The organism is Streptomyces sp. NPDC046203 (assembly GCF_040646255.1).
Taxonomy (GTDB): domain Bacteria; phylum Actinomycetota; class Actinomycetes; order Streptomycetales; family Streptomycetaceae; genus Streptomyces.
In genome coordinates this window covers 1-24403 of sequence record NZ_JBEYZX010000057.1, presented here as the reverse complement: position 1 = coordinate 24403, position 24403 = coordinate 1, and the positions used below count along the sequence as shown (strand labels likewise).

20 protein-coding genes and 1 pseudogene are annotated in these 24403 nt (G+C 70.7%); 12 read left to right on the top strand and 9 right to left on the bottom strand.

The features are described 5' to 3' along the window. Positions 1-380 precede the first annotated feature (380 nt). From glnII to ABZ990_RS28010, 5 genes are all read left to right on the top strand, one after another. On the top strand, positions 381-1412 hold the full coding sequence (gene glnII, locus ABZ990_RS28030) for a glutamine synthetase (protein ID WP_361237313.1): 1032 nt from the start codon (positions 381-383) through the stop codon (positions 1410-1412). Positions 1413-1897: 485 nt separating this feature from the next. Beyond that, positions 1898-2512, top strand: a complete 615-nt coding sequence (locus ABZ990_RS28025; RefSeq protein WP_361237310.1) for a winged helix-turn-helix domain-containing protein — start codon at positions 1898-1900, stop codon at positions 2510-2512. Positions 2513-2592: 80 nt separating this feature from the next. Further along, a complete protein-coding gene (locus tag ABZ990_RS28020) occupies positions 2593-3393 on the top strand; it encodes a tyrosine-protein phosphatase (protein ID WP_361237308.1) in 801 nt (266 codons plus the stop codon). A 123-nt stretch (positions 3394-3516) separates the two neighbouring features. Beyond that, complete coding sequence (locus ABZ990_RS28015; RefSeq protein ID WP_361237305.1) at positions 3517-4530, top strand: metal-dependent hydrolase; 1014 nt, start codon at positions 3517-3519, stop codon at positions 4528-4530. Further along, positions 4530-5633, top strand: a complete 1104-nt coding sequence (locus tag ABZ990_RS28010; RefSeq protein ID WP_361237302.1) for a PDR/VanB family oxidoreductase — start codon at positions 4530-4532, stop codon at positions 5631-5633. Before ABZ990_RS28015 ends, ABZ990_RS28010 begins: the two co-directional genes overlap by 1 nt. 66 nt (positions 5634-5699) lie before the next feature. Here ABZ990_RS28010 and ABZ990_RS28005 read toward each other — a convergent pair whose 3' ends face one another. Beyond that, on the bottom strand, positions 5700-6092 hold the full coding sequence (locus tag ABZ990_RS28005; RefSeq protein WP_361237299.1) for a hypothetical protein: 393 nt from the start codon (positions 6090-6092) through the stop codon (positions 5700-5702). Between the two features lie 38 nt (positions 6093-6130). Here ABZ990_RS28005 and ABZ990_RS28000 point away from each other — a divergent pair, with 38 nt between their 5' ends. Further along, positions 6131-6838 (top strand): TetR/AcrR family transcriptional regulator, encoded by a 708-nt coding sequence (locus tag ABZ990_RS28000; RefSeq protein WP_361237296.1) that lies wholly within the window; start codon positions 6131-6133, stop codon positions 6836-6838. Between the two features lie 91 nt (positions 6839-6929). Here ABZ990_RS28000 and ABZ990_RS27995 read toward each other — a convergent pair whose 3' ends face one another. Continuing rightward, positions 6930-7262: an isomerase gene (locus ABZ990_RS27995; protein WP_361237293.1), complete on the bottom strand. Its 333-nt coding sequence runs from the start codon at positions 7260-7262 to the stop codon at positions 6930-6932. A gap of 57 nt (positions 7263-7319) precedes the next feature. Between ABZ990_RS27995 and ABZ990_RS27990 the strand changes: the two genes are divergently transcribed. The 6 genes from ABZ990_RS27990 to ABZ990_RS27965 all read left to right on the top strand — a co-directional run bounded on the left by ABZ990_RS27990 (position 7320) and on the right by ABZ990_RS27965 (position 11432). Beyond that, positions 7320-7829 carry a GNAT family N-acetyltransferase gene (locus tag ABZ990_RS27990; RefSeq protein WP_361237290.1) on the top strand — a complete coding sequence of 170 codons (510 nt, stop codon included), beginning with the start codon at positions 7320-7322 and terminating at the stop codon, positions 7827-7829. A gap of 196 nt (positions 7830-8025) precedes the next feature. Beyond that, entirely contained in the window at positions 8026-8859 is an 834-nt protein-coding gene (locus tag ABZ990_RS27985) for a helix-turn-helix transcriptional regulator (RefSeq protein ID WP_361237287.1), read from the top strand. After that, a complete protein-coding gene (locus tag ABZ990_RS27980) occupies positions 8841-9110 on the top strand; it encodes a DUF397 domain-containing protein (protein WP_361237284.1) in 270 nt (89 codons plus the stop codon). The genes ABZ990_RS27985 and ABZ990_RS27980 overlap by 19 nt, the downstream gene beginning before the upstream one ends. 202 nt (positions 9111-9312) lie before the next feature. After that, positions 9313-9489 carry a hypothetical protein gene (locus ABZ990_RS27975; protein WP_361237281.1) on the top strand — a complete coding sequence of 59 codons (177 nt, stop codon included), beginning with the start codon at positions 9313-9315 and terminating at the stop codon, positions 9487-9489. A gap of 9 nt (positions 9490-9498) precedes the next feature. Beyond that, positions 9499-10710, top strand: a complete 1212-nt coding sequence (locus ABZ990_RS27970; protein WP_361237278.1) for a cupin domain-containing protein — start codon at positions 9499-9501, stop codon at positions 10708-10710. Beyond that, complete coding sequence (locus ABZ990_RS27965) at positions 10707-11432, top strand: aldo/keto reductase (RefSeq protein ID WP_361237275.1); 726 nt, start codon at positions 10707-10709, stop codon at positions 11430-11432. The genes ABZ990_RS27970 and ABZ990_RS27965 overlap by 4 nt, the downstream gene beginning before the upstream one ends. On the opposite strand, the gene ABZ990_RS27960 is transcribed toward ABZ990_RS27965, so the two are convergent. From ABZ990_RS27960 to ABZ990_RS27930, 7 genes and pseudogenes are all read right to left on the bottom strand, one after another. Then, entirely contained in the window at positions 11420-12259 is an 840-nt protein-coding gene (locus tag ABZ990_RS27960; protein ID WP_361237272.1) for a hypothetical protein, read from the bottom strand. The two genes, ABZ990_RS27965 and ABZ990_RS27960, sit on opposite strands and share 13 nt — an antisense overlap. 117 nt (positions 12260-12376) lie before the next feature. Beyond that, a complete protein-coding gene (gene pulA / locus ABZ990_RS27955; protein WP_361237269.1) occupies positions 12377-17683 on the bottom strand; it encodes a pullulanase-type alpha-1,6-glucosidase in 5307 nt (1768 codons plus the stop codon). A gap of 140 nt (positions 17684-17823) precedes the next feature. Beyond that, positions 17824-19206 (bottom strand): annotated as a pseudogene (locus tag ABZ990_RS27950) (alpha-amylase family protein); the annotation flags it as partial. A 216-nt stretch (positions 19207-19422) separates the two neighbouring features. After that, positions 19423-20487, bottom strand: coding sequence for a LacI family DNA-binding transcriptional regulator (locus ABZ990_RS27945; RefSeq protein ID WP_361237266.1), 1065 nt, complete (start codon positions 20485-20487; stop codon positions 19423-19425). Beyond that, a complete protein-coding gene (locus ABZ990_RS27940) occupies positions 20475-22148 on the bottom strand; it encodes an alpha-amylase family glycosyl hydrolase (protein WP_361237263.1) in 1674 nt (557 codons plus the stop codon). Before ABZ990_RS27940 ends, ABZ990_RS27945 begins: the two co-directional genes overlap by 13 nt. A gap of 173 nt (positions 22149-22321) precedes the next feature. Beyond that, the gene (locus tag ABZ990_RS27935) at positions 22322-23119 is read right to left on the bottom strand and encodes a carbohydrate ABC transporter permease (protein ID WP_361237347.1); all 798 of its coding nucleotides are present in this window, start codon (positions 23117-23119) and stop codon (positions 22322-22324) included. Between the two features lie 113 nt (positions 23120-23232). After that, entirely contained in the window at positions 23233-24246 is a 1014-nt protein-coding gene (locus tag ABZ990_RS27930) for a sugar ABC transporter permease (protein WP_361237259.1), read from the bottom strand. Positions 24247-24403 lie beyond the last annotated feature (157 nt).

Here is a 24403-nt window from a genome sequence, read left to right as displayed (position 1 = left end):
CCCTGATCCGGCCCTGGTCGCGGCCCCGAGTCGCCCCTGGGCCCATTCGGGGGACGGGCTCCGGGAGGGACGGATCCGGCTCGGCCGCAGCCCGCGCGGCCGCCACTGACCGCCGCTGACCGCCGGCCGACCCCGGCTCCGCACCCCCTCGGCTCCGACCTCTCGATTCCGGCCCCTCGGCTCGGACACCCCTCGGCTCCGCACCCCCAGCTCCGGCCCCCCGAGCCCCGGAACGCCGGGCCCGTTAACACGGGGTTCACAATCGGGCAACGGGTGGGAAATGCCGTCCTGCGAAGCTTTGGCCAGACACCGCCCCGCCCAGCGCCCGCCTCACGGCGAGCCGCCGAGCACCCGCACCACCCTCTAAGGATGACGTTCCCGTGACCTTCAAGGCCGAGTACATCTGGATCGACGGCACCGAGCCGACCGCGAAGCTCCGTTCCAAGACGAAGATCATCGCGGGTGCCGGTCTGCCGCTGGAGGAGCTGCCGCTGTGGGGCTTCGACGGGTCCAGCACCAACCAGGCCCGCGGTCACGCCTCCGACCTCGTCCTGAAGCCGGTCTACGCCTGCCCGGACCCGATCCGCGGCGGCGCCGACATCCTGGTGCTGTGCGAGGTCCTCAACACGGACATGACGCCGCACGACACCAACACCCGTGCCGCGCTCGCCGAGGTCTACGCGAAGCACGCCGCCCAGGAGCCGATCTTCGGCATCGAGCAGGAGTACACCTTCTTCGAGGGCACCCGCCCGCTCGGCTTCCCCGAGAACGGCTTCCCGGCCCCGCAGGGCGGCTACTACTGCGGCGTCGGCGCGGACGAGATCCACGGCCGTCCGATCGTCGAGGCGCACCTGGAGAACTGCCTGACCGCCGGTCTCGGCATCTCCGGCATCAACGCCGAGGTCATGCCGGGCCAGTGGGAGTTCCAGGTCGGCCCGCTGGCGCCGCTGGAGGTCGCCGACCAGCTGTGGGTGGCCCGCTGGCTGCTCTACCGCACGGCCGAGGACTTCGACGTCACCGCGACCCTGGACCCGAAGCCGGTGAAGGGCGACTGGAACGGCGCGGGCGCGCACACCAACTTCTCCACCAAGGCGATGCGCGAGGGTTACGACGCGATCATCACCGCCTGCGAGTCGCTGGGCGAGGGCTCGAAGCCGCTCGACCACGTCAAGAACTACGGCGCCGGCATCGACGACCGGCTGACCGGTCTGCACGAGACCGCTCCGTGGGACGAGTACAAGTACGGCGTCTCCGACCGCGGTGCCTCGGTCCGCATCCCGTGGCAGGTCGCGCGGGACCAGAAGGGTTACATCGAGGACCGCCGGCCGAACGCCAACGTGGACCCGTACACGGTGACCCGTCTGATCGTCGACACCTGCTGCGAGGCCCTGGAGAAGGCCGGCCAGGTCTGATCCGCCACGTCTCCGACGACGTCGAAGGGGCGCCCGCCGTACCGCGTGTACGGCCGGCGCCCCTTCGGCGTACGGCCGTACACGTGCCTACACCCCGCGACCGGCGCCCGTCCCCGCCCCGTACCCGCGCCCGTCCCATGCCCGCACCCGCCCCCGCCCCCGTCCCCGCGCCCCAAGTGGCGGGCCCGGACGGCCCGTCGGCCGGTGTGTGGCCGAACACAGGTACTGCCCGCAGGACTTCCCTGCTGCTTTAATAGGGATATGGCCAGCATCGGGAACGACACCGCGTCGGGGCGTCACGACCTCGAGCCGTTCTGGCCTTCCCGTCAGCACCATGACTACGACCGGTGCTGTCGGCGCATGAGGAACGCGCCGGCCCTCTAAAGCCCCGCCGGATCCGTATCCGGCCCCGGCCTTCGGCCGCCGCGCATCGCGTACGTACGACTACCGTTCGCCCGCCCTCGCGCGAAAGAGCTGACTTTCCCATGGCCCACATCCGTGCCGTCGCCCCGTCACACCCTCTTCTCCGCCCCCGCCTGCGCGCCGTCGCACCCGCCCCGGCGCAGAGTTCCGCCGTCGCGCCCGCGCCCGCCCCCGCTGCCGTAACCGCCGCCGTGCCCGCGCAGCCCCAGGCCCCGATCCCGCCCGATGCCGCGTGGGGCCGGCTCGCGGAGGTCGCCGAGTTCCTGCCGCCCGGCGCCACCCTGCTGCCCGCCCCGCAGCACACGCTTCCCGCCCTGCCCGGCCGCCCGCCGATGGTCGGCTATCTGGTGATGCTGCCGGCCGGTCCCGAGACGGCCGCGGCGCCGCCCGCCGAGGCGGGCGCGGTGGCGATCGACGGCGCGCGGCGGATCGCCCGCGTCGACGGGCGGGCGCTCGACCTCACGTATCTGGAGTTCGAGCTGCTCGCCCATCTGGTCGCCCATCCGCACCGGGTGCACACCCGGGACCAGTTGGTCCGGCAGGTGTGGGGGTACGGGCACGTGGGCGACGGCCGCACCGTCGACGTCCATGTGGCGCGGCTGCGCCGCAAGCTCGGCGCCGAGCACCGGCACACGATCCAGACCGTGCGGCGGGTCGGTTACAAGTACCTGCCCTGACCTTCGGCTACGGTGCGGGGAATCGCCGTGAACGGCGCCAGAGTGCCACACAGCACACCTGATGGCCGAGGAGTCGACGCATGCCCGCCATCCCCGCAGCCACCGTCGCCAATCTGCGTGATCTCGGCGCGCTCCCGCTCGGCGGCGGGCGCAGTGTGCGCGCGGGTCTGGTGTTCCGTTCCGGGCAGCTCGACCGGCTCGATCCGGCCGAGCCGGTGGTGGCCGCGCTGGGCATCCGTACGGTCGTCGACTTCCGCACCACGCTGGAGCGGGCCGAGCACCCCGATCATGTCCCGGCGGGTGCGCGGCCGCTCGTCGCGGACGTGCTCGCCGACCAGCTCGCGAGCAGCGGACTGCCGCCGGCCGCGCGGATGAGGACACTGCTCGCCGATCCGGCGCTGGCCGAGCAGTTGCTGGGCGGGGGCCGGGTGCGGGCGTCGTTCGAGCGGACGTACCGGGCCTTCGTGCACAGCGCGTCGGCGCGGGCCTCCTACCGGGCCTTCCTGACCGAGCTGGGCGATCCGTTCGGCGGGCCGTTGCTCTTCCACTGCACGGCGGGCAAGGACCGCACCGGCTGGGCGGCGACGCTCGTGCTCGCGCTCCTCGGCGCGGACGAGGAGACGACGATGGCCGAATATCTGTCGGTCAACGCGGGAGCGCGGGCGGCGTTCGCGCCGCTGATCGAGGGGTTCACGGCCCAGGGCGGCGACCCCGAGCTGGCGCTCTCCCTCGTCGGGGTGATGCCGGAGTATCTGGAGGCGGCGCTGGAGGAGGTACAGGCGCGGTACGGGTCGATGGAGCGGTACGTACGGGAGGGGCTCGACGTCCCGGACGAGGCCGTGACCGTGCTGCGGGAGCGCCTGACGGTGTACGAGGCCTGAGCCCACCCCAGGCGTACGGGCCTCGCGGCGGCCCCCTGTCCGAACCGACGAACCACCCCTCTCCGGCGAAAAGTCGGTGCGCGACCCCTGGCACCTCGGCTTACCCCTCAGTACATTGACGCCATGTCTAATACGCAGCCCGCATCGGTGGCGTCCCCGTCCGGGCCCCGGCCGGGGTCCGAGCCTCAGCCGGGATCCGGGACTCAGTCGGGGGCCGGGACTCAGTCGGGGGTCGGGACTCAGTCGGGGGCCGGCTCCCGGCCGGGGGCCGAGCCCGGGTCCGAGCACATCGAGCTCAAGGCCCGCAAGGTCGCCTTCGACTGGGAGGAGACCCCGCTCCACTGGGTTCCCGGCGACCCGTTCACCACGCACACGATCAACGTGCTGCACCTGCTGCTCCCCGCCGGCGAGCGCTGGTTCGTGCACGTGTACAAGCAGGTGCTGCCGTACATCACCGACGAGCGGCTGCGCGCGGACGTCATCGGCTTCATCGGGCAGGAGGCCGTCCACTCCCAGGCCCACGACGACGTCCTGCCCCACCTCAAGCGGCTCGGGCTCGACCCCACCCCGTACACCGCGCAGGTCGACTGGTTCTTCGAGAAGCTGCTCGGGGACCGGACCCTGCCGCCCGGCCGGCCGCGCCGCTGGTGGCTGATGGAGCGGGTCGCGCTGATCGCCGCCATCGAGCACTACACCGCCTTCCTCGGCAACTGGGTGCTCAACGCCGACGAACTCGACCGGGTCGGCGCCGACCCCGTCATGCTCGACCTGCTGCGCTGGCACGGCGCCGAGGAGGTCGAGCACCGCTCGGTCGCCTACGAACTCTTCCTCCACCTCGACGGCGGCTACCGGCGGCGCGCCCGCACCTGGGCCGCCGCGTTCTCGGCGCTCGTCTTCCTGTGGCAGCGCGGGGTCCGCTTCTTCATGGAGCACGACCCGACGCTCCTCGAAGCCAAGCCGAGCGTCGGGCAGTTCGTCCGCAAGGGCCGCGAGGGCGTGCTGCCGTCGACACCCGACATGCTGCGCTCCATCCCCCGTTACCTGAGCCCCAACTACCATCCCTCGTCGGAGGGTTCGACCGTCCAGGCCGCCGCCTATCTCGCCACCTCCCCCGGCGCGAACGGAGGTCACCGCTGATGGCTCGCACCTCCGCCCGCGCCCTGAGCCGCACGCTCCCGCGTCTGCGTACCGTCGTCCTCGTCGCCGGGGCCGCGCTGCTCGCGAAGCGGGCGGTGAGCCGACGGATCGAGAACTCGCCGCTGTGGCCGATGCCCGCGCTCGACGAACCCGTCTCCGGTTACGGCCGGTTGGCCACCGTGACCCGGCGGGTGCGGGTCGCCCGGCGTACCGAGCCCGCCGAGGGAGTAGTCCAACTCCGGCTGGAGGGTGCCGGTTTGCCCGCCTGGAAGCCGGGTGCGCACATCGATCTGGTGCTGCCCTCCGGGACCGTACGGCAGTACTCGTTGTGCGGCGATCCGGCCGACGGCGGCGCCTACACGATCGCCACCCGGCTGATCGAGGAGGCCGCGGGCGGGCGCGGTGGTTCGCGCGAGGTGCACGAACAGCTGGCCGTGGGAACGGAGATCGAGATCCGCGGGCCGCGCAACCGCTTCCCGCTGGCCCCGGCCCCCGCGTACGTCTTCGTCACCGGCGGCATCGGCATCACGCCCGTCCTGCCGATGGTGCGCGCCGCCGAGGCGGCCGGGGCCGAGTGGCGACTGCTGTACTGCGGGCGCAGCCGCGCCACCATGCCGTTCACCGAAGAGGCGGAGAAGCTGGGGCAGGACGGTGACCGTACGACGATCGTCGCGGAGGACACCGACGGCCGGCCCGATCTGTCCTTCCTCGCCCAACTGCCCGCCGGGACCGAGGTCTACTGCTGTGGCCCGGACGGCCTGATGGACGCCGTCACCGCCGCGCTGCCGGACGGCCGTTCACCGCGTCTGGAGCGCTTCTCGGCCGCACGGACGGAAGGCGGGACGGCCTTCGAGGTCGAACTGCGGCGCAGCGAACGGACGGTGACGGTGGCCGCCGACCAGTCGGTGCTCTCGGCCGTACAGGAAGTGGTGCCGGGTCTGCTCTACTCCTGCCGGCAGGGTTTCTGCGGCACCTGCCGACAGGACGTCCTGGCCGGCGAGGTGGACCACCGGGACGAGCTGCTCACGGACGAGGAGCGGGCCGGTTCCATGCTGATCTGCGTCTCGCGCTGCGCGGGCGAGCGGCTGGTGCTCGACCTCTGACCGTAGGTGCCCGGTACCGGTCCGGGCCCGGCTCCGGCTCCGGCTCCGGATCCGGCCGCCTTCGGGTCAGGGCAGCAGCCAGTCCATCGACAGGGTCGCGACCAGACCCGCACCGAGCAGCCAACTGGCCAGCCTGGTACGCCCGTTGCGGGAGAGCTCGATGACGATCCCGCACAGGATCATGGCGAGCCCGTACACGCCGACGACGAGGACGGACGTATGGGCCGCGAGCCGGATCACCAGGACCACGGCCATCGCCACCAGGACGACCGAGCCGGCGGCTATGCGCGCCAGCCGGGCCTGGCGGGGGGTGAGACCGGTCGCCTCGTCCACCACCCCCTCGGCACCCTCGGCCGCCGCGCCGGTCGGGGTGTCCGGGGTGGTGTCCGGGGTCTCCTTGGGATCCCCCGGGTCCTGGCGGTCCTTGGTCTCCTGGGTGTCCTGCTCGGAAGCGCTCATGTGCCGGGAGCGTAACGGACTCCCGATAGGCTGTTCGCATGACGACCGGGGTACGCCGCAGGATGGGCGTCGAGGAGCGCAAGCAGCAACTGATCGGGGTGGCCCTGGAGCTGTTCAGCCACCGCTCCCCCGACGAGGTCTCCATCGACGAGATCGCGGCGGCCGCGGGCATCTCGCGGCCGCTGGTCTACCACTACTTTCCCGGCAAGCAGTCCCTCTACGAGGCGGCCCTGCGCCGCGCGGCCGACGAGCTCGCGGCCCGCTTCGTCGAGCCGCCGAGCGGACCGCTCGGGGCGCGGCTGCTGCGGGTGATGGGCCGGTTCTTCGACTTCGTCGACGAGCACGGCCCGGGGTTCGCGGCGCTGATGCGCGGCGGCCCGGCGGCCGGTTCGTCGAAGGCCAGCGCCATGATCGACGAGGTGCGGCAGGCCGCGTACGAGCAGATACTGACGCACCTGGCCGTCGACCGGCCCTCGGCGCGGCTCGAACTGGTCGTCCGTTCCTGGGTGTCGCTCGCCGAGTCGACGGCGCTGCTGTGGCTGGACGGGCGCCGGGTGCCGCGCGAGGAGCTGGAGTTGCAGCTCGTGCACGACTTCGCGGCGCTGTCGGCGGTGAGTGCCGCGTACGACAAGGAGATGGCGGACGTCCTGATCCGGATCCTCGCCGACGAGCCGGCCGACGGGCCGTTCGGCGACCTGGTGGGCCGCCTCCTGGCGCTCGCGCCGGAGCTGCCGTCCCCGGCCTGACGGAAAGGCCCGGCGGGGTCGGCGGCTTCGGCGATGGCCCGATGGCCGGTGGCCGGTGGCTACGGCCCGGTGGCTGCGGCCCGGCGGCCGGTCAGCTCTTGGCGTAGGACGGGTCGAGATCGCGTACCTCGGCGCTCAGGGTGACCCCCTCGGCGCCCTTCAGGTACCCGGGCAGCAGATCGAGCACGGCCGCCGAGAGCCGGGCCTTGGCCTCGGCGCTGCGGCCCGCGAGCAAGGCGATGTCGACGTGCACGAGGGCGTCCGCGCCCGTGCCGTCGCCGCTCACCGTCTCCTCCACCTCGCGGAAGCTGGTCACGCAGGCGGCGAGGCGCGCGCCGACCGTCTCGACGACGATCGGGTGCAGCGCGAGGGCGAAGCCGCGCCGGTCGAGGGGCGCGGAGTAGTCGACGGTGATGTGCGGCATGGCGGGGAACGCTCCTGCTGGTACGGATGTGCTGGCCTCACCCTTACGGTGATCGCCATGACGGTACAAGTGACCTTCCGGCGGGCCGACGACCGGGACCTCGACGTTCTGGTGCGGCTGCACGACGACGCGGCGCGCTGGATGCTCCGCAGCGAGATCGACCAGTGGCGGCCGGGGACGCGCGGGCGCGAGCACTTCGCGGCGCGGATCGCCGAGGGCGAGGTGTGGCTGGCGCTGTACGAGGGGCGAGAGGCCGGGGCGTACGAGCTGTGGTGGGAGGACGCGTCGGTGTGGGGCACGCGGACGCCGGTCGCGGGCTACGTCCACCGGCTGATGACCGACCGCGCGGTGGCGCCCGCCGGGACCGGGCGGGTGCTGCTCGCGCACGCGGAGGAGCGGATGGCGGCGGCGGGGCGGGGGCTGGCCCGGCTGGACTGTGAGGAGGGCGATCCCCGGCTGCGGGCGTACTACGAGGGCGCGGGGTACGCGGTGACCGGGCGCCTGGAGAAGGTGGCGGCGGACGGGCGCGCGTACACCGTGGCGCTGATGGAGAAGGCGCTGGGCTGAGCGGGGACGGTGGCCATCGCGCGCACCGATCGCCCAACCGGCTGACCGGATAGCCGATCGCATACTGTCGCATTCCGCCAATGTCGCACTCTCCAGATCAATTTCCTGTTTCCGCCCGCCTTCGAGAAGGCGCGGTTCATAGACTCGGCGCACACGCTGAGCCTGTGACAGCGGTACAGAGCTGGGGAGTTGATCCATGGCCAAAGGCAAACAGCAGGTGGAGTGGGAGTTCTTCGGAGAACTCCTGAGAGAGCGCCGCGAGGCGGCGCACTACTCCCGGGAGGATCTCGGCGCGAGGGTGTTCGTGTCGGGGACCTACATCCGCCTCTTCGAGCAGGGACTGCGCAAACCGCAGCTCAATCTGGCGCAGCGCTTCGACGAGATCCTCAAGACCAGCGGACTCTTCGAGCGGACCTGGCGCAAACTCATCAACAAGTCGCCGTACGCGGCGTACTTCCAGGCGGCGGCCGACCTGGAGGACCTGGCGACGAAGATCTGCGAGTTCGCTCCGGGAGTCGTACCGGGGCTACTCCAGACCGCCGCGTACGCGCGAGCCGTCACCCGCGCCAGCAATCCCTTCGCCACCGAGGAGTACGTCGAGGAGAAGGTCTCCTCGCGACTTGAGCGGCAGACCATACTGGCCGACGAGAACCGGCCCGTGTACTGGGTGATCGTGCACGAGTCGGTCGTGCGCATCCCCGCCGGCGGATCCGCCGTCATGGCCGAGCAGCTGGAGCACATCCTCGCGTGCGCGCGGGAGCACAAGGTACTGGTCCAAGTGCTGCCGTTCGCGGCGGGCGCGTACCCCCAAATGGGCAAGATGATCAAACTCATGGAGTTCGAGGACGCACCCCCGACGGCCTATACGGAGGCGGTGTACTCGGGCAATCTGCTGGACGATCCGGCTGTGGTGAAGCGCAGCCAGGCGGCCTACGATCTGCTCAGGGCCGCCGCGCTGTCGCCGGAGGCGTCCCTGGCCCTGATCGAATCGGCGGCGGAGGACTACAGACGATGCGCGAATTCGACCTGACCCACGCCCACTGGTTCAAGAGCTCCTACAGCGACGGCGACGGCGGCGACTGCGTCGAGGTCTCGTACGACTTCACCGGTGCCGTCTGGCGGAAGAGCTCCTACAGCGATGGCCACGGCGGCGAATGCGTCGAGGTTCTCGACGGTGTCCCCGGTGTCGTACCGGTCCGGGACAGCAAGAACCCGGGCGGCCCCGCGCTGATCGTCCCGACGGCTGCCTGGGCGGCCTTCGTCGCCGGAGTCACGGCGTAGCAGCACCCGTCCGTCCTCTCGGGTCCGGGTCGGCGCGCGCCTCATTCGAAGGCCATGCCGACCCGGCCGCTGTCTCCACTCCCCCGGCAACCGGGGTCGCCGCTCACCTCTGTCCAATTCACGCTCTACTCCCTTCCCCCAAGCGGGGGTTGACTCTGAGATTCGCCCGCAATCGGGGCGGAGAGCCCGAGAGGAGAGCACGATGACAGACAAGACAACTACTCAGGCATCAGGAACCAGTCCCGCACTCCTGCTCGCTGTGGAAGAGCTGGCGATCGCCCACGACCGCAGTGAGTCCGAACGGTCCGACATCACCAGCTCACAGAACAGCGCGGGTGACGACGGCGACAACCGTGACCTGAATCTCCCGAAGGAGTAAGGCGGGCTCATGGAGCACCGGCTCGTCACCCACATCGAGAAAGCTCTCGGCTGGGACGGGCCGGGTTCCGCGGGGACCGCGTTCGCACGCGGCCGCCTCACGGACCCGGAACTGCCCGCTCGGCTGTTGACCCCGTACAAGCTGCTGGATCTGGTCAAGCGCCGTCACCTGGCCAATCCACAGCTGCGCTGTTACGCCGAAGGCGACGAAATCCATCCTTCCGCATTCCTGTCCACCAATGTCAACCGGCGCAGGCAGGCCGTGAGTCAGGCAGACATGGCTTCTCTCGGACGGATCCTCAACGCCGGTGGCACTGTGGTCCTGGACCATGTGGATTTCTTCGATCCGACGCTGGAAGTCGCCTGCCGAGCCCTCGGCTGGTGGTCGGGCGAGCTGACCTCCGCGAACGCGTATCTCGCTGCTGGGGAGACCGACGGGTTCCACTTGCACTGGGACGATCACGAGGTCATCGCCGTACAACTCTCGGGTGAGAAATCCTGGGAGGTACGCGGGCCGTCCCGCCCGGCACCGATGTACCGCGACGCGGAGCGCAACCACACACCTTCCGAGGAAGTGCTGTGGAAAGGCACCATGCGGACCGGGGACGTCATGCACATTCCGCGCGGCTACTGGCACACCGCCACCCGCCTCGGCTCCGGAGAGAACGGTCACTCGTTGCACGTGACGTTCGGGTTCACCAAGCGGACCGGCGTCACCTGGCTCAATTTCCTTTCCGACACCGCCCGCGCGGACGAGATGTTCCGCCGTGACCTGGAGGGTGCGGAAGAAGCCGGGCATGAGGCTCTGACGGGCAGGCTCGGGGCTCTGGCCGCCGGCTACAGCCCTCAGCGGTATCTGAACGACCTCAGGGCCGGCACCCCACCCGCACGACACATGCCGTACGTGAGTGCCTTGGGCAGACCCCATGGGGTCGCTGCCATCACCGAGTTCGCGCCCTCCATCGTCCGATCTGGTGACACTGTCCTCGTCTGCGGCGGCGGCAAAAGGCTGACCTTCCACAAACGCGCGGAAGCGGGTCTCAGGACGCTCCTGTCCGGTCACCCGGTTCACCTGGACGGTGCCGACGAGGCCATCGTCGAATTGGCCGACCTTCTCATCTCGGAGGGATTGTGCGAGCCGCTGACGGAAGAATCGTCCTCGGGCTATACCGGTCTGGTCACGCCCGTGACCTGCTCGAAGCGGCCACCGACCTCGGTGTGACACGCCTCGATACCTCGTCCAACTACCTGCGCCATCGCTCCCACGAGATCTTGAAGGAAACGGCCGGTGATCTGCTGCCGAGGTTCTCCGTCTCCACCAAGGTCGGTTTCTTCCGTGAGGGACACAGCCTCGATCCGGCCCGGCTGCGCAGGGGCGCCGAGCACGTGGTCAAGACACTCGGGCGCGAGCCGGATGTGTTGTTCCTCCACAACCCGGAGCACTCGGCGCCCGACGCCGAGGCGCTGGCGCAGGCATGTGCGGCCCTGGCCGACACCGCCCAAGCGGGGCTCTGCCGCCTCTGGGGGGTCTCGACCTGGGATCCTCGCCCACTCGTAGACCTCCCCGCCCCACCGTGTCCCGATGTCCTCATGGTCCGGGCAGGTTTGCTGGTCGCGGCCGGCCTCCTCGAAGCGGCCGAGAGCCTCGCCTCACGGTGGCGTCCGTCGCGGGTGTGGGGCATGAGCCCCTTCGGCGGGAGCGCGACCGGGTCGGTGTGGGAGCGCTTCGATCCAAGGATCTTCCTGCGGGGCTCCCCACCGGTCACGAAGGTCCAGGCCGCCTTCCGCACCTCCTTCGGCCTGCCTCCGGTGGACGCGGTCGCAGTCGGTACAGACGACATCCGTCATCTGCGGGAACTGAGTGATGCCTTGGCGTACGACGTGGACGACGAGATGCTCCAGGAGTACCGGCGGCTCCTCGACGGACGGCGTCAGCCCGCCTGAAGTTCCTTCGCCACTCGCTCCGCCGTCTCCCGGGCGGCCCCCAGACGGGGGTCCTCGGGATCGGCGTAGGGGCCGAGGATCTTCGCGGCGACGAACAGGGTCATCAGCTTGCCGTCCCGGCTCGCCAGATCGTCGCGCCGCTCGCTCTGGACACGATCGGCCAGATCCGGGACCGCGAGGGAGGCCCCCCACAACGTCGCCGCGTCCAGGCCACGCGGGGCCATGCCCCAGTCCTCCCAGTCGAACACCCGCAGTTCGGGTGCCGTCACGTTCGCCCAGTTGAGATCGGCGTGGGCGGGACGCCACTCGACCACCGTCGCGTCGATGCCTGGGAAGACACTGCGGATCGTGCCCGTGACCAGTTCCTGAGTGAGGGTCTCGGTGTCCGGTGTCGCGATCCGGTTCGTGTGCTGGGCCGCGAGGGCGTCCAGTGAGGTGTTCAGCGCGGACCACCACTCCTCGGGCAGCTCCGGGGCCCGGGTCACCACGGCGTTGCCTGCCGGGGAGCACGGCAGCAGTTCGGTCTCGTCCGCCCGCCACACCACCGGCTCCGCCTCGTCGCGCCAGGCGACACCGGCGAGCCAGGCCGGCTTGGCGATCCCGCGCAGGGCCTCCGCCGACGCCGTGCCGTCGCCGCCCTGGACCCCGATCCGGTCCAGGCCACGCCGCTCGACGCGCACCCACGTGCCCCGGTCCGTGCGCGCCCCCACGGACCTGCGTTTACGCACCATGGACCGGTGATCCAGGCGTACTCCGAGCGACCGCTCCACACGGTCCAGTACGGCGGGCACCGACTCCTTGCGCAGATCCACCGAACGCAGCGTCATGTGCCGAACGTACCAAGTTCCCGTCGTGACACCCCGCCCCCCACACACGAACGTGCGGCCGCGCCCCCGTCATCGCCGGGGCACGGCCGCACATTCGTGTCTGAGCAGGGAACGCGACTACCGCGCGGTGAACACCGCCACCGTGCGCGCCGGGACGGTGAAGGTGCCCGAACCGGTCTCGTACGAGGCCGACTTCACGGCCTTGTCGGTGCCGCCCGACTGCACCGGGTGCAGGCGGTAGCCCGAGCCGGCCAGGGTGGCGACGGTCTGCCGCTGCTCCTTCGGGGTGGCGTTGAAGACGACGACCAGGTCGCCGAGGCGCATGGTGAGGACGCCGGGCGTCTCGTCGTGGCCGGACAGCGGGAAGGACAGGGTGTCCTGGACCCGTCGGGTGGTGGCGAGCGAGAAGGCGGGCTCGGTCGTACGGATCTTCAGCAGGTCGCGGTAGGCGGCCGAGGCGCCGTCGATCTCGGCGCAGCCGGGCTTGATCGCCGGGTTGGCCAACAGGGGCTTCTGGTAACCCCACTTGGACTTGTTGTCGGCGGCCTGCGGAAGTCCGATGCCGAAGCCGTTGCCGTCGCGGCAGTCCCAGTGGAGGGCGTTGAACCAGTCGCCACTGTCATAGGAGTTGCGGTCCAGGGACTTGGAGCGCAGCAGATCACCGCCCGCCTGGGAGAGCGACGGGCCCTGGGACAGGGTGGCGGTGGCCATGGCGAGGACCTGCATCCTGGCCCGGTCGGCGGCCGGGGTCGCGGCCGGCAGTTTGAAGGCGAGGGCGTCGAACAGGGACTCGTTGTCGTGGGCGTCCGCGTAGGCGAGGGCGTCGCCGGGCGCGTCCGCGTAGCCGGCCGGGGCGCCGTTGTAGTCGACCTCGGAGCCCTTGACCGTACGCCCGGAGGTGTCGGTGAAGGTGTACCCGGCGAGGTTGCCGGTCAGGCCGACCTTGATCAGGTCCTGCTCGTGCAGGAGGCGGGCCTTCTGCTGCTCCGGAGTGCCGTTCGCGGGCGAGGAGTTGGGGTCGGTGTACAGGCCGGAGGCGAAGCCCTGGACGCCGGGATCGTCGTCGAAGGGGCTGCCGCCGCGCACGGCGTCGCGGGCCCGGTCGGAGAAGGTGGCGATGCCGGTGCCGGCCATGTTCTTCTGAGTGGCCTGGACGAAGCGGGCGTCGTCGGCGACCTCGCCGAAGTTCCAGCCCTCGCCGTACAGGATGATCGCCTTGCCGTCGACGCCGTCCTTCGCCACGGTCAGGGCGTCGAGGGCGCGGCGCACCGCGAGGATGTTCTCCTTCGGGTGGTGGCCCATGAGGTCGAAGCGGAAGCCGTCGACCTTGTACTGCTTGGCCCAGGTGACGACCGAGTCCACGACGAGCTTGCCCATCATGGCGTTCTCGGGCGCGGTGTTGGCACAGCAGGTGGAGGTGGTGACGGAGCCGTCGGCCGCCAGACGCTGGTAGTAGCCGGGCACGATACGGTCGAGCACGGACTTGTCGGACTGCCCGGCCGCCACGGTGTGGTTGTAGACGACGTCCATGACCGTGCGCAGTCCCTCGCCGTTGAGGGCCTGGACCATGTTCCGGAACTCGGTGGTGCGGCGGGTCCCTTCGGGGTCGGTGCTGTACGAGCCCTCGGGCACGGTGTAGTGCAGCGGGTCGTAGCCCCAGTTGTAGGCGTCCTTGGCCGCGGCGGCCATGACGCAGGCCTGCTGCTCCTCGGAGTCGGGGGCGTAGACCTTCAAGTCGCAGGCGGGGGTGGTCTGGTCGCTCTTCTTCTCGGGGATGGTGCCGATGTCGAAGGCGGGCATCAGGTGGACGTACGAGGTGCCGGCGGCGGCCAGGTCCTTGAGGTGGCGCGAGCCCGCGCTGCCGGTGTCGGTGAAGGCGAGGTAGGTGCCCCGGTGGGCGGCGGGGACGGTGGAGTCCGCGACGGAGAAGTCACGGATGTGCAGTTCCTGGATCTGCGCGTCGCGCAGCGGCACGGCGGCGGGCTTCTTCAGGTTCTGCCAGCCCTTCGGCGCGAGCGCCGGGTCGGCGAGGTCGACGACGAGGCTGCGCGCCGAGTCGGTGGTGAGGGCGGTCGCGTACGGGTCGGTGACCCGGTTCTCGACGGTCTTTTGGACGCTGGGCGCCCAGACCTTCACGACGTAGCGGTACGGCTTGCCGGTCCACGCCTTCGTACCGGTGACGGACCACACTCCGGAGGCGTCGTCGCGGCGCATCGCCACCGTCTTGCCGTCGAGTTCGAGGGCGACGGACTGGGCGGTCGGGGCCCAGACGGACAGGGTCGGCTTGCCGCCCTGGAACACCGGGCCGAGCGCGGCGCCGCCCGCCTGCCTGGCGTACAGGTCGTCGAGAATTCCGGCGGTCTGGACGCCGGTGGCGGCGAGCAGGGCACCGTTGGCGGCACGCTGGGTGGCGAGGAGCTGGCCGCGCAGCGAGTCGCGGACCCGGGCGGTGTCGCGCGGGTCGACGCGGAAGGCGGGATAGTCCCCCAGGTGCGGGAACTTCGCCTTCTGGGCGGCGGTGAGCGCGGTGGGGGCGAGGCGGAGCCAGCGGCCCTCGTCGCTGAGGGCGCCGTCGGTGACGGTGATGCCGCCGCTCGCCGTGCCCGGCGCGTACACCAGCTGCTGGCTGGTCGCGTCGGTGGCCTTCACCTTCCAGACGACGGTGTCGCGGTCGATCCACTGGGCCTCGGCCTTGCCGAGGTCGAGGTCGGGGGTGCCGCCGGTCTGCGGGAGCAGATAGCGGGGCTCGCCGCCGAGCATCCAGACCTCGTGGCCGTAGGTGCCGAGGTCGAGGGACTGGTCGGTGGGCAGGTCCTTCTGGTCGCCCTTGTGGACGATGTAGGAGAGGTTCGTGGCGCCGTCGGTGAGCGGCACCTCGTAGACGGCGCCGTAGGCGTCGAAGCGGGCCGGCATCAGCGGCTTGGACCAGTCGGTGGGCTGGGCGGCGCCGCTCCACAGGTGCAGGCCCCAGCCGTCGTAGTCGCCGTCGGCGCGCTGGTAGTGCAGGACGGCCTTGGTCTTGTCCTGCGGGGCGGTCGCCGGGGCGGTGTCCGACTGGCCGGGGTCGCCGGCGGTGATCCAGACCTCGCCGGTGCGGGCGAGGGCGATGCTCCGCTCGGGGCCGTCGGCGGTGCCGTCCTTCTCGACGGTGTACGGGAGGGTGGACTCGCCCTCGGGGACGCGGACCCAGGCGAAGGCGCCGTACGCGTCACGACCGCTGAACGGGACGCTCTGGCCCGCCGACTTCAGGGTCCAGCCGGTGTAATCCTTGTCGTCGCGCCGGTAGTGGACGACGCCCCACGTGCGCTCGACGGCGACCGGCTTCTCGGGCGCCGGGACCTGGCCCGCGGTGGTGTCGGCGAGGGCGCTCGCGGTGCGGCCGGCGGAGTCGACGGCGACGGCCTTGTAGCGCAGCGGGGTACCGGCGGGGGCGGTGACGTGCTGGGTGACCTTGTACGGGGCATGGTCGGCGGTGCCGAGGGTCTGCCAGGGGCCGTTGCCGGTCTGGGCGGCGAAGACGACCCGGTTCAGGCCGCCGCCGGTGACGTCGGCGCCGATCTCGACGGTGCCGGTGGCTCCGGCGGCCGGGGCCTTGAGCGAGACGGTCGGCGCGGCGGCCGGGGCGGGGAGCGGGGCGTCGGCCGCGAGGACGAGGCTGGACAGGGCCGGGACGGTGACCGTGACGGCCCCGTTCTTGGCCGTGACGGCGCCCTGACCGCCGTACAGGGTACGGAACTTGGCGGAGTCGACGGGCACGGTGACCGTCTTCGCCGTGGTCGCGCTGTTGGTGGCGACGAGGTACTCGGTGCGCTGCTTCGGGTCGGTCCGGGTGAAGGCGTAGACGGAGCCCTCGGCGTACCGCTCGCGCTGCACTCCGTCGCGCAGGGCGGGGTGTTCACGGGTCAGCTTCGACAGGGCGGCGATCGTCTTGTAGAGCGGATGGCCGGTGTCGTAGGCGTCCGAGGCGTGGGTGCGGTCGGTGCCGAGCTGGTCGTCGTCCAGGTAGTCGGCGACCTTCGACGCGAAGAGGGTCTGGCGGGCGTCCTTGTCGCCGCCGGCGCCGGTGAAGCCCTGCTCGTCGCCGTAGTAGACCACCGGGTTGCCCCGGGTGAGGAACATCAACTCGTCGGCGAGCCGGGCCCTCTGGAGGAGTTCGGCGTCGGAGGCGTCCGGGTGGTCCTGCTTGAGGAAGGAACCGATGCGGCCCATGTCGTGGTTGCCGAGGAAGGTGACCTGCTCGTAGGCGTTGGCCTTGTCGGTCGTGTAGCGGTAGTCCTCGGCGTAGAGCTTGGACAGCTTGTCGGCGCCGGCGCCCTGGGAGGCGTAGGCGCGGGCCGCGTCCTGGAAGGGGAAGTCCAGCGTGGCGTCGATCCGGCCCTGGGTGACGTACGGCGCGGTGACGGCCGGGTCGGCGGAGTAGACCTCGCCGAACATGAAGAAGTCGTCCCGGCCCTGCTTCTTGGCGTACGCGTCGAGCGCGGTGGCCCACTGGGTCCAGAAGCCGAGGTTCACGTGCTTGACGGTGTCGAGACGGAAGCCGTCGACGTCGAAGTCGTGGACCCACTTCTCGTAGATCTTCTTCATGCCCTCGACGACCTCGGGACGTTCGGTCCACAGGTCGTCCAGGCCGACGAAGTCGCCGTACTCGGCGGACTCGCCGGCCCAGGTGGAGTCGCCCCGATTGTGGTACATCGTCGGGTCGTTGAGCCAGGCCGGGACCTTGTCCCGGGAGGTGGCGACCGGGGTGTACGGGAAGGAGCGGGCGTCCACCGCCTTCGCCGGGACGCCCTCGCGGTCGTCGAAGGGGCGGCCGGTGGTGTCGAGGTACGGGTAGGCGCCCTTCGAGCGGTAGCCGTACTTCTTCTCGGCGTAGTCGACGGTGTCGGCGGTGTGGTTGGTGATGACGTCGAAGAAGACCTTCATGCCCTTGGCGTGGGCGGCCTTGATGAGCTTCTTCAGGTCGTCGTTGGTGCCGAAGTGCGGGTCGACCTGGGTGAAGTCGGTGATCCAGTAACCGTGGTAGCCGGCGCTGGCGTCCTTCCCCTCCCCCTGCACCGGGCGGTTCTTGAAGATCGGCGCCATCCAGATGGCGGTGGTACCGAGGCCCTTGATGTAGTCGAGCCGGTCGGTCAGACCCTTGAGGTCGCCGCCCTGGTAGAAGCCCTTGTCGGTCGGGTCGAAGCCGGTCCGGGTACGGCTGCCGGTCAGTCCGCCCTGGTCGTTGGCGGTGCTGCCGTTGGCGAAGCGGTCGGGCAGCACGAAGTAGAACTGCTCGCGGGTCAGTTCGTGACGGGCGGGCGTCGCGGCGAGGGCGCGGTCCGTCGGTGGGGCGGGCGGACGGGGCGCCGCGGTTGCGGGCAGCGCGGGCACGAGGGCCGCGCACAGGGCGGCGGCCAGTGCGACCGCCGTTCTCTTGCGTATCACGGGGGTTGCTCCCAGGAAGGGATGGAGACGGAGCTCGACGTGCGGTGCACGGAGAGGACGTTCGGCCCGTGGGGTCGGTACGGGCCGAACGGGGCGTACGAGGTGTACGGGGCCTACGGGTGCGGGCGCGGCCCGGCTCAGCAGCTACGGGCGCCCGTGTGCAGCGCCACCGCCGTGTTGGGGGCCAGCGTCGCGGTGAACTTGCCCGTCGAGTCGACCGTCACCCGGGTGTTGTCGCGCTGCACGTCGCAGTAGTTGCCGGCGGGCAGGGAGGTCTGGAAGGTGCGGGTGAGGGTCGAGGTCTCGTGGTTGATCGCGACGTACGCGGCCGAACCCCGGCCGAAGGCTATGGCGTTGTTGCCGTTGTCCCACCAGTTGGTGACGGACTGGCCGCGCGCGGTGTTGCGGAAGGCGACCATCGAGGAGATCTCGCGCCAGGCGTGCTGGCACTTCCACCCGTTCTGGTAACAGGCGGCCACCTGGTGGTTGTTGGGGGCGCCGGCGTCCTTGTTCGTCCACTCGTAGCCGGAGTGGACGTCCGGAGAGCCGTACGGCCAGGCGAGCATGAAGACGTTCGCGAGGGTGTAGTCGGCGCCGTTCTTGTAGTTGAGAGTGTCGCCGCCGCGCTCGGTGTCGTGGTTGTCGACGAAGACGGCGGACTGGGCGGAAGGCATGTAGGCCCAGCCCTCGCCGAAGTTGTTGAGGTAGGCCAGCTTCTCGTTCTGGAAGACCCGCTTGAGGTCGCGGGCGTAACGGAACTCCTGGACATCGCCGTTGCCGAGGTACTCGGTCGGGGAGATGGGCTCGCCCGCCGCGTAGATGGCCTCCTGCTTCCAGTAGGCGGAGGGCTTGGTCAGCCGGGACTTGATGTTGGCGAGGTCGGTCGCCGGCATGTGCTTGGCGGCGTCGATGCGGAAGCCGTCGATGCCCAGCGAGAGCAGGTCGTTGAGGTACGCGGCGATCCGGCCGCGCACGTAGTCCTCGCCGGTGTCCAGGTCGGCGAGGCCGACGAGTTCGCAGTTCTGGACGTTGGCGCGGTCCTGGTAGTTGGTGATCTCGGCGCGGCAGTCGTCCATGTCCCAGCCCGAATAGGTGCCGGGGTAGTCGTACTTGGAGTAGCTGCTGCCGCCCGTGCCGACGCCGGATCCGGCGGTCATGTGGTTGATGACGGAGTCGGCGACGACCTTCACCCCGGCGGTGTGGCAGGTGTCGATCATCGACTTGAAGGCGGTGCGGTCGCCCAGCGGGCCGGCGATCTTGTAGCTGACCGGCTGGTAGCCGGTCCACCACTGCGAGCCCTGGATGCGCTCCTGCGGCGGCGAGACCTGGACGTAGCCGTAACCGGCGGGGCCGAGTTGGGTGGTGCACGCCTTGGCGACCGAGGCGAAGTTCCACTCGAACATCACGGCGGTGACGTCCTTGGTGCCGGGGGGTGTCGCCTGGGCGACGGGCGCGGGCGCCGTGACGGCCAGGGCGGCTCCCGCCGTGAGGGCGAGCGCTGCGGACACGGTCTTTCTGGCCATGGTTCCTCCTGTGCGGTTCCCCGTCACCAGCGGTTCGCAAGAAGTTTCCGCAAGCGACAGCAACGGATTTCAGCGCGACCGTAGGGGCGTACAGGTGTGCGGTCAACCCTTTCCGCACAAAGGAAGGCACCGGGGGCAAGTCCCTGGGTGACCTGGCCGGAAAAGAGCGCGGCCCCGGCAGGACGCCAGGGGCCGTCGGAAGGCTCTTCTACGACGTCAGAGCGCCGTGCGGCACTGCGCGGTCGAGCCGCGCACCACCAGTTCCGGCTGGAAGACGAACTCCGTGCGCTGCACCGGGTTTCCCTCGATCTCCTCCAGGAGCGTGCCGACGGCGGCCGTCGCCATCGCCTGCACCGGCTGGCGGATGGTGGTCAACGGCGGGTCGGTGAAGGCGATCAGCGGGGAGTCGTCGAAGCCGACCACGGACACGTCCCCGGGGACGTCGAGCCCTCGGGCGCGGGCCGCCCGGACCACGCCGAGCGCCATCAGGTCGGAGCCGCAGACGATGCCCGTGCAGCCGTCGGCGAGCAGCAGATCGGCGGCGGCGTGCCCGCCCTCGACGCCGAACAGAGTGGGACGGATGAAGCGTTCGGCGTCGGCCCGGCCGATGCCGAGCCGCTCGTGGAGTTCGGCGGCGAACCCCTCGGCCTTGCGGCGCGAGGGGACGTACCGGACCGGCCCGATGGCCAACCCGATACGTTCATGGCCGAGTTCGACGAGATGGCGGACGGCCATCCGGGCCGCCGCCCGGTCGTCGGGCGAGACGAAGTTGGCGTCCACGCGCTCGTTGAAGCCGTTGATGAGGACGAACGGCACCCCGCGCGTGGCGAGCCGGGTGTAGCGGGCCGGGTCGGCGGAGGCGTCCGCATGCAGCCCGGACAGGAAGACGATGCCGGCCACCCCGCGCTCCACCAGCTGGTCGACCAGCTCGTCCTCGGTGGCGCCGCCGGGCATCTGGGTGCACAGCACCGGGGTGTAGCCGTGCCCGGCCAGGACCTGCTCGATGACCTGCGCGAACGCCGGGAAGATCGGGTTGGTCAGCTCGGGGATGACCAGACCGATCAGCCCCGCGCTGCGCCGTTTCAGCCGTACCGGCCGCTCGTAGCCGAGCACGTCGAGCGCGGCGAGGACCCGGTGCCGGGTCGCACCGGCCACCCCCGCCTTGCCGTTGAGGACCCGGCTGACGGTGGCCTCGCTCACCCCCGACTGCGCGGCGATGTCCGCGAGCCGCGGGGCGCCCCCTCCTGCGCCCCGCGACAGCGGGATCGTCACACCGCCCACCAGACCGTGGTGTCGGCGGGCAGTGCGACGTTCTCCTCACCGGACGAGTCCAGGGACTCGCTGGCGAGCAGGAACCGGCCGGGACGCGGGACTGTGATCTCCCGGCCGGTGGTGTTGGCGGTGCAGACGAAGCCGTCGCGGCGGAAGGCGAGGACGCCCTCGGGCGCCTCCAGCCACTCCACGGACGTGCCCGCACCGAGTCCGGGCTCCGCGCGCCGCACGGCGAGCGCGGAGCGGTAGAGCTCCAGGGTGGACGTCGGGTCGCCGGTCTGCGCCTCGACGCTGAGGCCGCCCCAGGTGGCGGGCTGCGGCAGCCAGGAGCCGCCGTCGCCGAAGCCGTACGAGGAGCCCTCGGTGGTCCACGGGATCGGCACCCGGCAGCCGTCGCGGAAGCCGTCCTGGCCAGTGGCCCGGAAGAACGACGGGTCCTGGCGGACCTCGTCGGGCAGGTCGGTGACGTCCGGCAGGCCGAGCTCCTCGCCCTGGTAGACGTACGCGGAACCGGGCAGCGCCAGCATCAACAGGGTCGCGGCGCGGGCCCGGCGCAGACCGAGGGCGCGGTCGCCGGGGGTGCGCATCTGGGTGCCGAGGCCGGCCGGGTTGGCGAAGCGGGTGGCGTGCCGGGTGACGTCGTGGTTGGACAGCACCCAGGTGGTGGGGGCGCCGACCGGGAGCATCGCGGCGAGCGAGGTGTCGATCACGGTCCGCAGCTCGGCCGCGTCCCAATAGGTGCCCAGGTACTGGAAGTTGAACGCCTGGTGCATCTCGTCGGGGCGCACGTAGTTGGCGGTGCGCTCGACGGTCGGGGTCCACGCCTCGGCGACCAGGACGCGGTCGTCGCCGTACTCGGCGAGGACGGTGCGCCAGGAGCGGTAGATCTCGTGCACGCCGTCCTGGTCGAAGAACGGCATGACGTCGTTGCCGAGCAGCTTGAGCTGGTCGTGGCCGCCGATGTCGGGCAGGCCCTCGGCCTTGACGAGACCGTGGGCGACGTCGACGCGGAAGCCGTCGACACCGGTGTCCAGCCAGAAGCGCAGGATGGAGCGGAACTCGTCGCGGACGGCGGGGTGTTCCCAGTTGAAGTCGGGCTGCTCGGGCGCGAAGAGGTGCAGGTACCAGTCGCCGGGGGTGCCGTCCGGGTTCTCGGTGCGGGTCCACGCGGGGCCGCCGAAGATGGACTCCCAGTCGTTGGGCGGGAGTTCGCCGTTCTCGCCCTTGCCGGTACGGAAGTGGTAGCGGGCGCGCAGCGGGGAGCCGGGGCCCTCGGCCAGGGCGCGCTGGAACCACTCGTGCTGGTCCGAGGAGTGGTTGGGGACCAGGTCCACGATGACCTTCAGGCCCAGCTCGTGGGCCTCGCGGACGAGCGCGTCGGCGTCGGCGAGCGTGCCGAACATCGGGTCGATGGTCCGGTAGTCGGAGACGTCGTAACCGGCGTCGGCCTGCGGGGAGGCGTAGAAGGGGGAGAGCCAGACGGCGTCGACACCGAGGTCCCGGAGGTACGGCAGCCGGCTGCGGATGCCCGGGAGGTCGCCCATGCCGTCGCCGTCTCCGTCGGCGAAGCTGCGCGGATAGACCTGGTAGATCACCGCGTCTCTCCACCAGTCCGACTGCGTGCCGGTGGCGGGGGCGGCGTCGGTGGCGGTGGTGAGGTGCTGGGTCATGTCTTCCTAGCGTCGTGGGAGGAGCCGTGCGGACACGGGACGGCGGTGGGAGGTGGGGCGTCTGGCGGGGCGGGCGGGGCCTCCGGCGGCGGGGCGGGAGCCGGGCGGCGCGTCCGTCCCGTACATCCGTACGGAGTGACGCACCGCCGGCTCCCGGCCCCGGCCGGGTGGGCTCAGCCCTTGACGGCGCCGGCGGACATGCCGGTCACCAGGTGGCGCTGGGCGAAGAGGAACACCAGGGCGGCGGGGACGGCGATGAGCACGGAGGCCGCGGACATCGGGCCCCACTGGGCGCTGTACTGGTTCACGAACTTCTGCAGACCGCCGGCGAGCGTGAGGTTCTCGTCGCCGACCATGAAGGCGGAGGCGTAGGCAACCTCGCCCCAGGCCGTGATGAAGGAGTAGAAGGCGGTCACGGCGATGCCCGGCTTGGCCAGCGGCAGGATCAGCCGCCAGAAGGTGCCGAACGGGTTGAGGCCGTCGACGTACCCGGACTCGTCGATCTCGCGCGGAATGCTGTCGAAGAAGCCCTTCATCATCCACGCGCAGAACGGCACGGCGATCGTCATGTAGGTGACGACCAGGCCGGTGGCGTTGTTGAGCAGGCCCATCGACGACAGGATGTTGTAGATCGGCACGATGAGGACGGCGACCGGGAACATCTGGGTGATCAGCAGGACCCACATCAGTCCGCGCTTGCCCGCGAAGCGGAAGCGGCTGACGGCGTAGCCGGTGGTGCAGGAGATGAAGACGCCGAGCAGCGTGGTGAAGAAGGCGATCAGCATCGAGTTGCCGAACCAGGTGAGGAACGGGGTGTCCCTCAGCAGGTTCGTGTAGTTCTCGAGCGTCGGCTCCTTGAAGAAGTCCGTGGTCGTCGCGTACGTCGCGGGCTTGAGCGAGGTCAGCAGGACCCACAGGGCCGGGAAGACCGCGATCACCGAGGCGACGATCAGGGTGAGGTGCAGCGCGATCGACGCGAGCGGCGAACGCTCGCCGCGGCGGCGGGGCCTGGCCCGGCCGGCCGGGCCGGCGCCCGCGCGCGCGGCGCGGGTGCCGCGGCGGTCGGTGGGGGCGGAGGCGGTGGTCACCAGACTTCTCCCTGCTTGCGGAGGACCCGGCGGTAGACCGCGGCGAAGGCCATCAGGAGGATCAGGATCAGGACGCCCCAGGTGGAGGACTGGGCGAAGTCGCGGGGGCTGATCTCGAAGGAGAACTTGAACGCCTGGGTCACCAGGATCTGGGTGGCCTCGCCCGGTCCGCCCCGGGTGAGCAGGAAGATCACCGGGAACTGGTTGAAGGTCCAGATGACGGAGAGCAGGGTCACCGTCGAGGACACCGAGCGCAGTCCGGGCAGGGTGATGTGGCGGAACCGCTGGAAGGCGTTCGCGCCGTCCATCTCGGCGGCCTCGTACAGCTCGCCGGGGATGGACTGGAGCCCGCCGAGGAGGGCGACCATCATGAACGGGATGCCGATCCAGACGTTGACCGCGATGACCGAGAACTTGGCCCAGGTCGGGTCGTTGAGCCACGGGATCGCGTCGATGCCGCCGCCCGCCAGGATCTTGTTCAGCAGGCCGTTGTCCTTGTTGTAAAGGAAACGCCAGGAGAAGACCGAGACGAAGCCGGGTACGGCCCAGGGCAGGATCAGCAGCGTCCGGTAGACGGAGCGGCCGGCGATCTTGCGGTTGAGCAGGACGGCGAGGCCGAGGCCGAGGCAGAAGGTGACCGAGACGCAGGACACCGTCCACAGCAGCGTCCAGCCGAGCGTGCCGAGGAACTGGTCGCCGGTGAGCGCGTCGGCGTAGTTGTCGAGTCCCACGAACTTGTACGTCGCGGGGATGTGGTTGACACCGATGGAGCGCTCGACATTGCGCTCGTTGGCGTCGGTGAGCGACAGCCAGATACCGCGGACCAGCGGATATCCGATGATCACACCGATCACGAGTACGACCGGTGCGACCATCGCCCCGGCGTACCAGTGGGTGGCGAGGGAGCTCTTGGCACTCCTCCGCCGCTTGCCAGTTCCGCGGCTCCGGCCGCGAGCGACGTCGTCGCTCGCGGCCTTCACCACCGACTGGCTGCTGGAATCCACAGCCATCAGCCGGTCCGCCTTCCCTCTTCCTTCATGCCGTTCACCGCTGGACCGAGGTCCGCGCGGCACCGAGCGACTCGGGGACGCCGTCGTACTCGCCGGGGGCCATGTCGAAGACGGCGAGCGCGGTGTCGTCCATCTCCAGACGGCCGGTGACCAGGTC